The 13,972-nt window shown below is 42.3% G+C and carries 12 protein-coding genes and 1 rRNA gene; 8 read left to right on the plus strand and 5 right to left on the minus strand.

The window, feature by feature from the left end; translation table 11 throughout:
• The first annotated feature begins 15 nt into the window (after positions 1–15).
• The 3 genes from AAAH86_RS06945 to AAAH86_RS06955 all read left to right on the plus strand — a co-directional run bounded on the left by AAAH86_RS06945 (position 16) and on the right by AAAH86_RS06955 (position 5,160).
• Positions 16–2,463 (plus strand): M14 family metallopeptidase, encoded by a 2,448-nt coding sequence (locus tag AAAH86_RS06945; protein WP_343486791.1) that lies wholly within the window; start codon positions 16–18, stop codon positions 2,461–2,463.
• Between the two features lie 102 nt (positions 2,464–2,565).
• A complete protein-coding gene (locus AAAH86_RS06950) occupies positions 2,566–3,672 on the plus strand; it encodes a helix-turn-helix domain-containing protein (RefSeq protein ID WP_343486792.1) in 1,107 nt (368 codons plus the stop codon).
• 180 nt (positions 3,673–3,852) lie between these two features.
• On the plus strand, positions 3,853–5,160 hold the full coding sequence (locus AAAH86_RS06955) for a carboxypeptidase-like regulatory domain-containing protein (protein ID WP_343486793.1): 1,308 nt from the start codon (positions 3,853–3,855) through the stop codon (positions 5,158–5,160).
• A 54-nt stretch (positions 5,161–5,214) separates the two neighbouring features.
• Here the strand turns inward: AAAH86_RS06955 and rocD are convergent, their stop codons facing one another.
• Positions 5,215–6,492 (minus strand): ornithine--oxo-acid transaminase, encoded by a 1,278-nt coding sequence (gene rocD / locus AAAH86_RS06960; protein WP_343486794.1) that lies wholly within the window; start codon positions 6,490–6,492, stop codon positions 5,215–5,217.
• Between the two features lie 193 nt (positions 6,493–6,685).
• Here rocD and rlmD point away from each other — a divergent pair, with 193 nt between their 5' ends.
• From rlmD to AAAH86_RS06980, 4 genes are all read left to right on the plus strand, one after another.
• Positions 6,686–8,104 (plus strand): 23S rRNA (uracil(1939)-C(5))-methyltransferase RlmD, encoded by a 1,419-nt coding sequence (gene rlmD / locus AAAH86_RS06965; RefSeq protein ID WP_343486795.1) that lies wholly within the window; start codon positions 6,686–6,688, stop codon positions 8,102–8,104.
• Positions 8,105–8,116: 12 nt separating this feature from the next.
• Positions 8,117–8,635: a DUF6452 family protein gene (locus AAAH86_RS06970; RefSeq protein WP_343486796.1), complete on the plus strand. Its 519-nt coding sequence runs from the start codon at positions 8,117–8,119 to the stop codon at positions 8,633–8,635.
• Complete coding sequence (locus AAAH86_RS06975) at positions 8,616–9,377, plus strand: DUF6048 family protein (RefSeq protein WP_343486797.1); 762 nt, start codon at positions 8,616–8,618, stop codon at positions 9,375–9,377. Before AAAH86_RS06970 ends, AAAH86_RS06975 begins: the two co-directional genes overlap by 20 nt.
• A gap of 105 nt (positions 9,378–9,482) precedes the next feature.
• Positions 9,483–9,917, plus strand: coding sequence for a hypothetical protein (locus AAAH86_RS06980; protein ID WP_343486798.1), 435 nt, complete (start codon positions 9,483–9,485; stop codon positions 9,915–9,917).
• A 57-nt stretch (positions 9,918–9,974) separates the two neighbouring features.
• Here AAAH86_RS06980 and AAAH86_RS06985 read toward each other — a convergent pair whose 3' ends face one another.
• The gene (locus tag AAAH86_RS06985) at positions 9,975–11,135 is read right to left on the minus strand and encodes a THUMP domain-containing protein (protein ID WP_343486799.1); all 1,161 of its coding nucleotides are present in this window, start codon (positions 11,133–11,135) and stop codon (positions 9,975–9,977) included.
• On the opposite strand from AAAH86_RS06985, the gene AAAH86_RS06990 reads away from it, so the two are divergent.
• Positions 11,134–11,850, plus strand: a complete 717-nt coding sequence (locus tag AAAH86_RS06990) for a ZIP family metal transporter (RefSeq protein WP_343486800.1) — start codon at positions 11,134–11,136, stop codon at positions 11,848–11,850. The two genes, AAAH86_RS06985 and AAAH86_RS06990, sit on opposite strands and share 2 nt — an antisense overlap.
• On the opposite strand, the gene AAAH86_RS06995 is transcribed toward AAAH86_RS06990, so the two are convergent.
• The 3 genes from AAAH86_RS06995 to rrf form a co-directional block, all read right to left on the minus strand.
• Complete coding sequence (locus tag AAAH86_RS06995) at positions 11,843–12,475, minus strand: hemolysin III family protein (RefSeq protein ID WP_343486801.1); 633 nt, start codon at positions 12,473–12,475, stop codon at positions 11,843–11,845. The two genes, AAAH86_RS06990 and AAAH86_RS06995, sit on opposite strands and share 8 nt — an antisense overlap.
• Before the next feature lie 3 nt (positions 12,476–12,478).
• The gene (locus AAAH86_RS07000; protein WP_343486802.1) at positions 12,479–13,816 is read right to left on the minus strand and encodes an amidohydrolase family protein; all 1,338 of its coding nucleotides are present in this window, start codon (positions 13,814–13,816) and stop codon (positions 12,479–12,481) included.
• A gap of 65 nt (positions 13,817–13,881) precedes the next feature.
• Positions 13,882–13,972: ribosomal RNA gene (rrf, locus tag AAAH86_RS07005) — 5S ribosomal RNA — on the minus strand; the annotation flags it as partial.

Genomic DNA, 13,972 nt, shown 5'->3' on the forward strand with positions numbered 1-13,972 from the left:
AACAAACCAAACCCTATGATTCGATTTTTATCGCTCACTATTTTTCTTTGTTGCATCGCGCTTTCAGCCCAAGATTTAAAATCGCCTTCAGAATTTTTAGGATACGAACTGGGCACCCAATTCTCACGACATCATGAAGTTGTCGATTATTTCAACTATTTGGCAGAATCGGCCCCTGATAGGGTCAAACTGGTTGAATATGGCACAACCAACGAACGTAGGCCACTGCTTTTGGTCTATGTTTCATCCACTCAAAATATCTCGAACCTCGAACAGATCAAGCAAGAGCATCTGAAATCAACCGAGGGAAACAGTAATGCAGAAAAGGCCATCGTATGGCTGAGCTATAATGTTCACGGCAATGAGAGTGTCAGTACCGAGGCCTCGATGAAAACAATCTATGAATTGCTGACCTCAAAAAGTGACTATTTGAAAAATGCCGTGGTCATCATAGATCCTTGTGTCAATCCAGATGGTCGCGACCGATACGTTAATTGGTACAACCAATTTAAGAACACGCCTTATCAGGTTGACCCAAACAGTAAGGAACACCATGAGGGTTGGTGGACGGGCCGCAGCAACCACTACATGTTCGACCTCAACCGTGATTGGGCATGGTTGACCCAAGTTGAGAGCCAACAGCGTATCAAAAAGTACAATGAATGGCTACCTCATGTGCATGTCGACTTTCATGAGCAGGGAGTTGACAATCCCTATTATTTTGCCCCGGCAGCGGAACCCTATCACGAAGTGATTACCGATTTTCAGCGTGATTTTCAGAAGACCATCGGTAAAAACCACGCCAAATATTTTGATGCCAACGGTTGGTTTTATTTTACCAAAGAGATTTTTGACCTCTTTTATCCCAGTTATGGAGACACCTACCCCACTTACAACGGGTCCATCGGCATGACCTATGAGCAAGGTGGCAGTGGTCGTGCCGGACTTGGAATTATTACGGGTATTGGCGACACCCTGACCTTGAAAGATAGAATTGCCCACCATCACACCACGGGTCTATCAACAGTAGAGGTAGCTACCAATAATATTGAAAAGTTGAACGCTGAGTTTAAAAAATTCTATCAGAAAAAGGATTTCAAATACAAAAGTTACGTGCTGAATGGGGATAAGGACAAAATCAACGCGCTTGAAAAGCTGCTCTCAAAACATGATATTGTCTATGGAAGGGCTAACAAGGGCACGGTCAAAGGATATCAATATACCAACAGGAAGTCTGGAAGCATGCAAGCCTCTGAAAATTCGTTGGTGGTATCGACTGACCAAACCAAAGGCACTTTGGTAAAAGTGCTGTTCGAGCCCAATGCCAAGCTCAGCGATTCACTGACCTATGACATCACAGCATGGTCATTGCCCTACGCCTATGGTTTGGATGCCATCGCCACAACTACGCAAATCGGTGCAAACCGTTCTGAAAAATTGTCTGAAAAGCCTGTGCTTCCAAAAGATGCGTATGCCTATGTCATGGATTGGAACAGTATGGAAGATGCCCGCTTTTTGGCGGAACTTCTCAAAAAGGATATCAAGATACGTACAACGCATCATCCTTTCTCATTGGATGGAAAGTCTTTTGAGCGGGGCAGTCTGATCATTACCAAAGCAGATAATCCTGATAAGGAAAAAATAGCGACGCTCTTTGAAACTTTTGAAAAGCATCCCCACAAAGAAATCACGTCCGTGAATACCGGCTTTGTGGATTCAGGTAAGGATTTCGGCTCAGGGTATGTCAAAATGATAAAAAAGTCCAAGGTAGCCGTACTGTCGGGAGACCCGACCTCTACCCTTCGGTTTGGTGAAATTTGGCATTTTTTTGAGCAACAACTGCATTATCCCTTGACGGTAATCGATGCCAGCTATTTTGATAACGTTGATTTAGACAAATATGATGTTTTGGTGCTGCCCGGGGGAGGGTATGCAGATTTTATAAATGATAAACGATTAAAGGCATTGAAAAAATGGGTCAATGAAGGGGGTAAATTGATTGCCATGAACGGTGCCATCAAAAGTATCGATGGTGAAAAAGGCTTTGACATCAAACTCAGAAAAAAGGAAAAAGACAGTTTAAATGAAAAACCAAAGCCCCATGAGAATATACAAAGAGAGCGTATTAAAAATGCCATAACCGGTGCCATTTTCAAAGCGAAAGTAGACAACACACACCCTTTGGCCTATGGCTATGATGAAGACTATTTCACCTTAAAATTGGGCAGTGACAGTTATGAATATCTCAAGAATGGCAATGCGGCCTATTTAGAAAATGAGACCGAACCCGTAGCAGGATTTGCCGGTAGTGAGGCCCAAAAGAAGATTGGTAAGACTTTGGTGTTCGGTGTCGAGAACCACGGCAAGGGTCATGTGGTCTATATGGTAGACAACCCTTTGTTCAGAGGGTTTTGGGAAAATGGGAAGCTGTTCTTTGCCAATGCGCTTTTTATGGTTGATTAATCAGTTCGAAAGCATTTATAATTGGGCTGGCCGTTTCTCCCTACACTAAGAGACAACATAAAATTTTAGTGAAGATATCTTTGGATAGCTAATCTGTCAGTCATGCCTTGGCACATCATTCTGTTTTATTTTTTCTCGTTTTTGGGGTTCGTTCTCGGCATCCTCTTTTTTTTAAAGCGAAAAGGTGATGGGCTCGCCAACCGAATTTTAGGCGTGTATGTACTACTATTCTCTTTTGAATTATTTTACAATTGCCTAAAATGGTCGGGGTATCTCATCAAAGAAGAGTTCGCACATCTAAACTTTGTGCACAGCCCGCTTTGGTTGACTTACGGCCCTCTCGTTTATATTTATGTGAGACAGGTCATCCATAAAACAAGATTTAAAAAAGCGGATGCTTGGTTTCTGGTTCCTGTAGTTTTGGTTATCGTGTTGACCTTTCCGTTTTTTGGTTTGAGTGCGGCGAGAAAAATTGAAGTGCTACAACAGGGCACGTTTTTCCAAAATGTATACATGCCCTACAATGGCATTTGGGTGGCCATTGCCTTGATGTTCTTTTATGCTTGGCTCACTTACCATCGGTTTGGCCCTAGAACCAATGCTAAATTTCGTGAAAACAAATGGTTGAAATGGTTTGTGGGCTCTTATTTCGGATTCGTTTTTGCCTTTTTCTTTTATGTGTTCGTGGTGCGATTTAATTTGATGGACTATCGTTATGATTATTTTGTTGATATCGTGATTGTCATTTTTATTGGGATGCTGTCTTTCTTCGGATTTGTGCAACCCGAAATATTTGATGGCAAAAGGATAAAAGAGGTCGTGCCCTTTATCAAATACCGTAAAACAGGTCTGTCTGATGCCCTTTCGGAAGAGATGAAGGCCAAACTGTTGCGCATTATGAAAACCGATAAACCTTATTTGGACAATACACTACGGCTTGATGATCTCGCCTCAAGGCTGAACATGTCTAGAAACCATACCTCACAGATCATCAACCAACACTTCAACCTCTCTTTTTTTGATTTCATCAACAGTTACCGAATTGAAGAGGCCAAACAACTTTTGGCAGAAAATGATCAGAAACAAGCTACCATAACCCAAATCGCCTATGATGCCGGTTTCAACAACAGGGCCTCTTTCTACAAGGCATTTAAAAAGTTTGAGAACCAAAACCCAACGGATTATTTGAGTCCGCTTCATGCCTCTTGAAAAGAAATAAGTGTAAAAGTTTACACAAAGAGACAAGTCTTACAAAGTGTATTGGTAATTTGTATGTGACAAGTTGGCTTATGACCAATACACAGATACTTTTCGCAATTTCGCATCAAATCAAAAAAAAACAGTTAAACGCATAAAAATCATTAACTTAGGGTACTAAAGAATTACAAGATGAAAGCAACGACAAAAAGAAGATGGAATATTCGGAACCCACTCTCATATTGTGTGGTGTTTCTATTGTTGGCACTACCGATTCTGGGGCAAGAATCAAATGAGAATGTGAATGTTTATAAAGGCGAGGTAGTTGAAGAAGGTTCTAATCGTCCTTTGGTGTTTGCATCCTTATCTGTTGAGGGCACAAACATCTCTACGATAACCAACACTGAAGGTGAGTTTCAGTTAAAGGTTCCGAAAGAGCATGCTTCAGAAGATGTCATCGTGGCTTTTTTGGGATATCAGACCAAACAAATATCCTTATCCCAGCTAAAAAATGACAAAAATAAAATAGAGCTACAAATCTCTGTGACCCAGCTTACAGAGGTCGATATAGAAGCTCCAAAAAATGCAGCCAGCTTGGTCAAGGAAGTTTTATCGAAGAAGGGTGAGAATTATTTTGACGACCCCACTTTGATGACGGCCTTTTACCGTGAAACCATCAAAAAGAGAAGACGAAATGTCTCGCTATCAGAAGCGGTTGTGAACATATACAAAAGTCCCTACGACTCTGAGCGTAGAGACGCTGTAGAATTGTACAAGGCAAGAAAAAGTACCGATTACAGCAAATTGGATACGGTGGCATTGAAACTTCAAGGGGGACCTTTCAACACGCTGTATGTTGATATCATGAAATACCCAGAGTATATTTTTGACCAAGAATCTTTTGACTATTATGAGTTCAGCTACGATCGCTCTACTTACATTAACGATAGATTGATCTATGTCATCAATTTTCAGCAGTACGAGTCTGTTCTTGACCCACTTTATCAAGGCAAACTGTACATCGACGCATTGAACAGAACGTTGACCAGTGCCATCTATTCTTTGAATATAACGAATAAGGATAAAGCGGCCCGTTTGTTCGTTCGTAAAAAACCGGCCAAAGTCGATGTTTGGCCGACAGAAGTTGCCTACAGGGTAGATTATCGTGAAAAAGATGGAAAATGGTATTATGGCTACAGTAATGTGCTCTTAGAGTTTAAAGTAGATTGGCAAGACAGGCTCTTCAATTCTGTCTACAGTATGACCGCAGAAATGGCAGTTACGGACTGGGAAAAAAATCTATCTGGCTCAGTTCCTAAAAATAGAGATCGTTTAAAAAAATCCATCATACTAACAGATGCCGCTATTGGTTTTTCCGATCCCGATTTTTGGGGTGAGTACAACATTATTGAACCCGAACAATCCATCGAATCGGCCATCAAGAAGATTCAACGGCAGTTGAGAAGGGCCAAACGTGGCGGTACTTCAGCTGCACCTTAACTAACTGGTTTTAATGAAAAAGCCCCTCCCGATAGCTATCGGGAGGGGCTTTTTTTATTTCTTGAATTCCAACAAGGTCTTGGTGATGATGGCCACGCAATCGTGCAATTGCTCTTCGGTCATCACCAAAGGTGGCGCAAAGCGGATGATATTGCCGTGGGTCGGCTTGGCCAAAAGGCCATTTTCTTTCAGGGCCATGCAAATATCCCACGCTGTGGAACTGTCTTCTGAATCATTGATGACAATGGCGTTCAACAGACCTTTGCCCCTGACCAAGCGTACCAATGGGGTTCTTTCAACAAGCTTTTGCATCTCGGTACGAAAGATCCTTCCTAAAAGATCGGCGTTTTCTGCCAATCGTTCTTCTTTGACCACTTCAAGTGCTGCAATGGCAACGGCACATGCCAACGGATTGCCGCCAAACGTAGAACCATGGTTGCCGGGACGAATAACATCCATAATATCATCGTTCGCCAAAACGGCAGAAACAGGAAAAACGCCTCCTGAAATTGCCTTCCCCAAAATCAAGACATCGGGCTTTACTTCTGGTGTGCCACTGCAGTTTTTATCGTCACAAGAGCAATTGCCACAGGTAGCCAACAACTTTCCGGTACGGGCGATGCCCGTTTGTACCTCGTCCGCAACAAAAAGAACGTTCTTTGCTTTACAAAGGTCGTACGCCTCTTTGATGTAGTTTTCGTCAGGCACATAAACCCCGGCCTCGCCCTGTATGGGCTCCACCAAAAAAGCCGCCACGTTTTCATCTTTCAATGCTTCTGCCAAAGCATTTAAATCATTGTATCGAATGGAAACAATACCGGGAGTGAACGGCCCGAAATTCTCTGTTGCAATCGGGTCGTTTGAAGCAGAGATGATTGAAATTGTCCGACCATGAAAATTGTTCTGGCAAACGATGATCTTTGCTTGATTTGATGGGATTCCCTTTTTTTCATACCCCCACTTTCGGGCCAGTTTCATTGCCGTTTCAACGGCCTCTGCCCCCGTATTCATGGGCAACAGTTTATCAAAACCAAAGAACCCTGTCGTAAATTTTTCATAGCGCCCCAGCATGTCATTGTAAAAGGCCCGTGAGGTCAAGGTGAGATTTTCTGCCTGATTTTTAAGCGCATTGATAATCTTGGGGTGACAATGGCCCTGGTTGACAGCCGAATAGGCCGAGAGAAAATCGTAATACTTCTTTCCTTCCACATCCCATACATAAACCCCTTCTCCCCTACTCAAGACCACGGGAAGTGGATGGTAATTCTGGGCTCCATACTTTTCTTCAAGTGCAATGGCGCGCTGTGATGTCATTTGTTCTAAAACAGCCATTTTAAAAATTTTTAGTGTTTATAAAATAACCATTCCTTCTGTACCTTTTTTCTTTCGGAAATCCCGATAGATCGGGGCGAAAAAGCAGCGTGGGAGAGAAATCATCCCTATGTAGTGCCTGCAAAATACGAAATATCGGCAGTACCTTAAAATTCAAATGTTGAAGATTGTCAAAAGGAAGTATTTTTGCGCCATGCGAAAAAGAAAGCAAAAACCCTTTTTTGAGGAAATCGAGGTTGTGGATGCAGGTGCCAAGGGAAAGTCAATCGCCAAAGCGCCTGACGGCAGGGTCATCTTTTTATCCAATGCCGTGCCCGGTGATGTGGTCGATGTTCAGACCTTCAAAAAGCGGCGTGCGTACTTCGAGGGCAAGGCTACTTTCTTTCATAAACTTTCAGAAAAACGCACTGAGCCAATTTGCGAACATTTTGGGGTTTGTGGAGGCTGTAAGTGGCAACACATGGCCTACGAAAGCCAACTATCATACAAGCAAAAAGAGGTCGAGAGCAACCTCAAACGTATCGGGAGAGTTGAATTGCCAGAAATAAGCCCCATAATCGGATCAAAAAAACAGTATTTCTACCGGAATAAAATGGAGTTTTCCTTTTCTGACAATCGCTGGCTGACCGAAGAGGAAATCAATTCGAATATAGCAATAAAGGATAAAAACGCATTGGGGTTCCATATTCCCGGAATGTGGGACAAGATTTTAGACATCAACAAGTGCCACCTTCAGGAAGACCCCTCGAATGCCATTCGGCTGGCAGTGAGGGATTTTGCAATTGAAAATGGTCTATCTTTTTTCAATGTAAAAAAACAGGAAGGGCTGCTCCGCACTCTCATGATACGTACCGCCTCCACAGGTGAGATCATGGTGCTTATCCAATTTTATGAAAATCATAAAGAACATCGCGAGGCGCTCTTGAACCATTTGAAAAAGGCTTTTCCCGAAATCACATCATTGCTCTACACCATCAACCAAAAGCAGAACGACACGATTTACGATCAAGAGATTGTATGTTTTTCGGGCAAGGACCATATTGTGGAAGAAATGGAAAGATTACAGTTCAAAATCAACGCTAAATCATTCTACCAGACGAATTCGGCCCAAGCCTATGAACTTTATAAAATAACGAGAGGTTTTGCAAATTTCACCGGTAATGAGCTGGTCTATGACCTTTATACCGGCACAGGCACCATCGCTCAGTTTGTTGCAAAATCCGCAAAAAAAGTGGTCGGTATCGAATCGGTACCCGAGGCAATCATTGATGCCAAGGCCAATGCCAAAAACAATGGTATTAAAAATGTGGATTTTTTTATTGGGGATATGAAAACCGTGTTCAATGAAGATTTCATCAAAACCAACGGCCAACCAGATGTGGTCATCACCGATCCGCCCCGTGATGGCATGCACAAAGACGTTGTTGAACAATTGTTAAATGTTGCGCCAGAAAAAATAGTTTATGTAAGTTGCAACAGTGCGACGCAAGCACGCGACTTGAGCTTGATGAACGAAATGTACCGTGTGACCAAAGTGCAGCCTGTTGATATGTTTCCGCAGACACACCATGTAGAGAACGTCGTACTTTTAGAAAAGCGCCTCAATCTTTGATGCAAATCTTCTATGAAAAAAGTGATTCCCATTGTATTGCTGCTCTTGCTGTTTTGTTTTTTTTCAGCTTGTGAAAAAGATGATATCTGTGTTGATGGCGACACTCCCCTCTTGGTCATTGGCTTTTTTGATATTGAGGACAATGAGCTCGAAAAAGACGTGTCAGCCCTAAGAATCCGTGCCTTGAACGTGACCGAACCCTTGAACGGAGAAGAAGCTCCCGATATAGATCGAACCGCACGCGATTCGGTCGGTATTCCTTTACAGATAACGACCAATAGCACCGCTTTTGAATTTATCATCGATTCTGCGGATGATGAGGATGGAAATGAAACAGGCAACATCGATACCTTGACCCTCAATTATACTGTTTTAGAGAAATTTATATCACGGGCTTGTGGGTTTGTCGCCAATTATGATGACTTATCGTTCAATCTTACGGCCGATTCCGATAACTGGATACAGAATGTAATAATTGAAGATACACTTATAGAAAACTCATCCAATATTCATGTCAAGATATTTCATTAGCCTGATTTTTATCGGTGTTGCTTTTTGGGGCTTTTCACAACGTAAGCCCATTGACTTGCAACCAAAAGATACTTTGGATTACAGGCAACAATACGGCCTTCGGGTGGGGGTCGACCTGAGCAGGCCTATACTCTCTTTTGCCGTGGACGACTATACAGGATTGGAGTTTGTAGGTGATTACAGATTGACCGAAAAATTATGGCTGGCCGGTGAATTGGGCAATGAAAAACGAACCGATCAAGAAGATTTGTACAATTTTACCGCCTCTGGCAACTATCTCAAACTGGGCGTGGACTACAACACCTATCAAAATTGGTACGGCATGCACAACAGCATTACTTTTGGGGGACGCTATGCAGTGGCCAGTTTTAGCCAAACCTTGAACGAAAATCAAATTTTCAATAGCAACCGTTATTTTAGTCCCAATGGTTTTGTTGCTGGCAATACAGCACCACAAGAGTTTTCGGGCCGCAATGCCACTTGGCTTGAATTGGTGGTCGGATTAAAAGCAGAACTCTTCGCCAACATCTATTTGGGCATGAGCGTGCGCTTGGGGCATCTGGTCAGTCAGAGCGATGGCGACCTTGACCGTTTTCCCAATTTATGGATACCCGGCTTTAACAAAGTTACCGATCAATCTAACTGGGGTGTGGGCTATAATTACAGCATTTCTTATTTTTTGCCATTGTACAAAAAGGCAAAGAAGAAACGGGAAGAGGCAGTTGATGATATAAAAGAATAAGTTTCGATTTATTAACTCAACTTCAGAAAACGTTTCTACAATTAAATCATAGCTGAGACAGTTCGAACCTCTAAACCACAAAACGCTAAAGTTCTCTATAGATTTATGAAAAAAACACTATTGCTCATTTTATTCCTTACGTTCAGTTCTTATTGTATAGGTCAAATGGCCAAAAACGAGCTTTATGGAAAATGGAAAGTGCAGCGGGTCGTTAAAAAGTCACCCAAGCCTGAATTCAGGGCACTTTTAGATGGTTTTGGAAAAGCCACTTTTATTTTTCACGAAAATGGGGATTTCAATCTCACGACCGAGTCTAAAGCACCAATGTTTCAAATCATTCTTCAAATGACCAAAGACTCAAAATGGATATTTGATGATAAAGCGCAGTTGATCAAAATTGGCAAGGAGGAAGATGGGTATTCAATCATGGGTATTCACCCTACAATGAAAGATGCTACAATAGAGTTTGCCATGGATGAAAGCGAAATGGTTTTTGAGGTTAAAAAGCTAGTAGTTAACAATGGCAGCGATAACGAGTAAATTGTAATTTGTTGACTCCAAATAATAAACCATCAACCGCTCGAGCTTTTTAGTTGCCTAAGGTATTTTATACTTCTCCTTTTTACTCCCCTCGTACATCTCATAACGCACCAACCGCGATTCGAGTTTGCCGTTGAAAGTCTTGATTTTTCGAGAAGGTCGTAGGCCGACATATTTTAAGGCCTCTAAATTAGAGGTGATGAACCAAGCATCCGTACCTGGGTAATTTTGCTTGAGGGTATCACCAATTTTACCATAAAAACTTTCCATATCTATATTCAAACGCTCACCATACGGGGGATTGAACACCATGTGCAGTTTACCCTCAACGGGTTTTTCGGTCTTAAAAAAATCTTTTCGCTCAATGGCGATGTATTCCGAAAGGTTGGCATTATCGATATTCTCTTGTGCCTTTCGAACCGCAGAAGGTGCTTTGTCCCATCCGATGATTTTATGGTGAAAATCTCGGGCTTTGTTCAAGCTGGCTGCTACAATCTTTTGATGTAATGTTTCGTCATAATCCAACCAATGTTGAAAAGCATAGTGCTCTCGATTGATATTTGGCGGAATATTGCAGGCTATCATCGCAGCCTCGACCAAAAAAGTACCACTCCCGCACATGGGATCCAGAAAATCGGTACGACCATCCCAACCACTCAATAAAAGCAACCCCGCAGCCAAAACCTCATTTATGGGTGCGATATTGGTGGCGATACGATAGCCGCGCTGGTGCATTGAGTTTCCTGAACTGTCCAGCGAAACGGTACAGTCATTTTCATGCAAGTGGATATTGATGCGTACTTGGGCGTTATGTGAATCAACGTTGGGTCGCTTTCGAACCTCTTGTCGAAATCTATCCACCAGTGCATCTTTAGCCTTCAACGATACAAACATCGAATTTTTGAAAACCTCAGAGTTCATGGTCGTATCAATGGCAAAAGTGGTATCGACATCAAAATATTCAGGCCAGTTGATTTCAAAGATTTTTCGGTACAACTGCTTTTCATTGAACACTTTAAAGGAGTGTATAGGTTTAAAAATCTTCAAGGCGGTGCGCAGACACAGATTGGCCTTGTACAAAAAACCTGTATCGCCTTCAAAAGTGACATTTCGTACACCCTCTTTGACATTGCTGGCCCCCAAATTTCGCAGTTCTTTTGCCAAAAGGGGTTCAAAGCCATAGAGAGTCTTTGCCAGCATTTTAAAGTTACCTGCCATGTCGGCAAAAATAGGCTATTTTTGCGCCCATAACCTGACCCCTATGATTTTCATATTGCCTTTTTTGGCGGTGCTGATCAGTTCTTTGATTGTACTGGTCTTCAAACCAAAAAACCAAAAATCGCTGAAATTGCTTTTAGCATTCAGTGGTGCTTTTCTATTGGCACTGACTTTTTTTGAGTTGTTGCCCGAAGTATTTCTGAATTTGGGAGGAAAAAAGATTTCCATCTTTATCCTTTTGGGAATCTTATTACAAATAACTCTTGAATTTTTTTCTAAAGGGGCAGAACATGGTCATGTTCATGTAGACGTCAAAAAAAACCTATTTCCTCTCGGACTCTTTCTAAGTCTATCTTTGCACGCTTTCGTTGAAGGATTTCCCTTGAGTGAAAAAAATACCATGCTCTATGGGGTTTTGGTGCACAAAATACCTATTGCATTGATTTTAAGTATTTTTCTTTTCAATTCGAAAATTCGAACTTGGAAGGTGACACTCTTCCTAATACTTTTTTCGATTATGACCCCATTGGGTAGTTTTCTCGCCCAAAATTTTGAAGCTTTCAAATCATACGACAATGAACTAAATGCTCTGGCCGCGGGTATGTTTTTTCATGTTTCCACTACCATTATTTTTGAATCAGCCCAAAACCACTCATTCAATATTCGTAAATTAATAGCTATTGTCTTGGGCATGGTAGTGGCGTATTTTATATAGCAGCTCTTGTCAAACCGTAAATCATCAACCAGTGGCTTACTGCTCCGCCAAGAACGAAAAAATGCCAAATCAAATGGTTATAAGGTATTTTTTTGATTGCATAAAATAGGATTCCCACTGTATAAAATGCACCTCCAATCGCTAAATAGAAAAGTCCTTTTGAAGATAAGTGCTCCATCAAATAAGGGAGGTCTATGATAATCAGCCATCCCATAACCGCATACAGCACCAAAGAAAAATTTTCAAATCTGCCTGTGAAGAAGAGTTTTAATACAGTTCCGAAGGCGGCGATTCCCCATACCAGCCAAAAAAGCAGCCATCCTTTTGAACCTTGCAAAACCAAAAGGCAAACTGGAGTATACGTGCCAGCAATCAAATAGTAAATACTGATATGATCTAATATCCGCAGTCTTTCTCTCTTTTTGGGATGCTCAGAAAAATGATATGCTGTCGAGGCTGAAAAAAGAAGGATCAGCAAAACGCAATAGGCTAAAATACTGGCAAATTCATAGGGTGCGCTCAATTCATTGCTCAATAAAACCAAAGCACCAAACAAAGAAAGTATGACCCCAAAGGCATGGGAGTAGGCATTCCACCGTTCTTCAACAATCGCTGTGTCTGCCACGGACTATTTATAACGTTTACCGTGTTTAATGACCAAATCTACATCTTGCAGCAAGCTGATATAGCGCAACACATCACCGTCAACAGCAATGATATCGGCATATTTACCGGGAGTGATGGTGCCGACTTCATCGGCGACACCCATCCATAGTGCTGGCCAATACGTAGCGGAACGGATGGCATACATGGGATCGATGTCAAATTCGTTGACCCAGACGTCAAGTTCATTCCAAGTGGATTGGCTATGGAATTTCATCGGAATACCGCTATCGGTGCCCACCAACAATACGACACCAGCATCCAACAATTGGTGAATCTTTGTTTTTAAGGTCGGTTTTCTCGATGGGGTCAACTGAAAATAAGGAAGCCTATCAGGATGTTTGATACTATTTTTGATATCGGCAATCACACTATCGGGAAGCCCCAAGTGCCATGAATCATTATCCAATTTCTCAGGATTATCGCGGGTATATTCGTAATTATAAAGTCCTTCTACCGTGGGGCACCAAAACAATGGCCCTTTGTTCATCTGGGCGGTACGCTCTTTAATCATTTTTATGACATCACCTGGATATTTTGGAGCAGATGACAAGCCTGTGTGCTCAAAGCAATCAACCCCCACTTGTAATCCCAATCGAATTTCTTCGGGGCGATGCCCATGGGCGACAACCTTTAGATTGTTTTTGTGGGCTTCATCGACGACTGCTTTCAATTCGTCAAGTGTCATTTGGTCTTGATCAACCAATTTGACGACATCGACTCCAGCATTGGCAAGCTTTCGTACTTTCTTTCGTCCATCTTCTGCACCTTTGATACCCCAGCGAAACGCTTCGGTTCCAGGGTATGGTTTATGTTGGATAAAAGGCCCTGAAACATATAATGTCGCTCCCGGAATCTTTCCATTGTTGATGGCATTGCGAACGGCAATACTTTCTTCCAAGGGTGCTCCCAAATCACGGGCGCTGGTCACTCCCGCCATCAATAGTTGATGTGCCGAAGCGGGCATAATGACATCTTTGAACAAAGGTGGATACGTTTTATCCCAATAGGCATAATCGGCATGCCCATTGATCATGGTATGCACGTGCATGTCCCACAACCCAGGTAGCACTGACATTCCTTCTGTAGAAATGATTTCGGCACCTTGAGGAATTTTCAATGTTTCAACCGTACCTACCTCTTTGATATGCTCTCCCTCAATGATAATGACACTGTTCTTTATAGGATCAGAGCCAAAACCATCAATCAGGGTACCTCCTACGAGAGCTTTTATGTTGCTTTCTTGGGAAAAAACAGATAAAGAAAAAAGAAGTGCTAAAAAAGTGAGTTTGAATAGTCGCATCGAAGAGAATTTCCTCAAATATACGCCATAAAAAAGCCCCGGTCCGTTTTGAACCGGGGCCTCAAGGAAGGCGGCGACCTACTCTCCCACTCGGTGGAGCAGTACCATCGGCGCTGGCGGGCTTAACGACCCTGTTCGGTATGGGAAGGGGTGGGC

Origin of the sequence: Allomuricauda sp. d1 (assembly GCF_039592695.1) — a bacterium.
In the GTDB taxonomy this organism is placed as follows: domain Bacteria; phylum Bacteroidota; class Bacteroidia; order Flavobacteriales; family Flavobacteriaceae; genus Flagellimonas_A.

Bases quoted from the DNA above. Each gene is read 5' to 3' on its own strand.
- AAAH86_RS06945 (WP_343486791.1), top strand. From the start codon at position 16: ATGATTCGATTTTTATCGCTCACTATTTTTCTTTGTTGCATCGCGCTT.
- AAAH86_RS06950 (WP_343486792.1), top strand. From the start codon at position 2,566: ATGCCTTGGCACATCATTCTGTTTTATTTTTTCTCGTTTTTGGGGTTC.
- AAAH86_RS06955 (WP_343486793.1), top strand. From the start codon at position 3,853: ATGAAAGCAACGACAAAAAGAAGATGGAATATTCGGAACCCACTCTCA.
- rocD (WP_343486794.1), bottom strand. From the start codon at position 6,492: ATGGCTGTTTTAGAACAAATGACATCACAGCGCGCCATTGCACTTGAA.
- rlmD (WP_343486795.1), top strand. From the start codon at position 6,686: ATGCGAAAAAGAAAGCAAAAACCCTTTTTTGAGGAAATCGAGGTTGTG.
- AAAH86_RS06970 (WP_343486796.1), top strand. From the start codon at position 8,117: ATGAAAAAAGTGATTCCCATTGTATTGCTGCTCTTGCTGTTTTGTTTT.
- AAAH86_RS06975 (WP_343486797.1), top strand. From the start codon at position 8,616: ATGTCAAGATATTTCATTAGCCTGATTTTTATCGGTGTTGCTTTTTGG.
- AAAH86_RS06980 (WP_343486798.1), top strand. From the start codon at position 9,483: ATGAAAAAAACACTATTGCTCATTTTATTCCTTACGTTCAGTTCTTAT.
- AAAH86_RS06990 (WP_343486800.1), top strand. From the start codon at position 11,134: ATGTCGGCAAAAATAGGCTATTTTTGCGCCCATAACCTGACCCCTATG.
- AAAH86_RS06985 (WP_343486799.1), bottom strand. From the start codon at position 11,135: ATGGCAGGTAACTTTAAAATGCTGGCAAAGACTCTCTATGGCTTTGAA.
- AAAH86_RS07000 (WP_343486802.1), bottom strand. From the start codon at position 13,816: ATGCGACTATTCAAACTCACTTTTTTAGCACTTCTTTTTTCTTTATCT.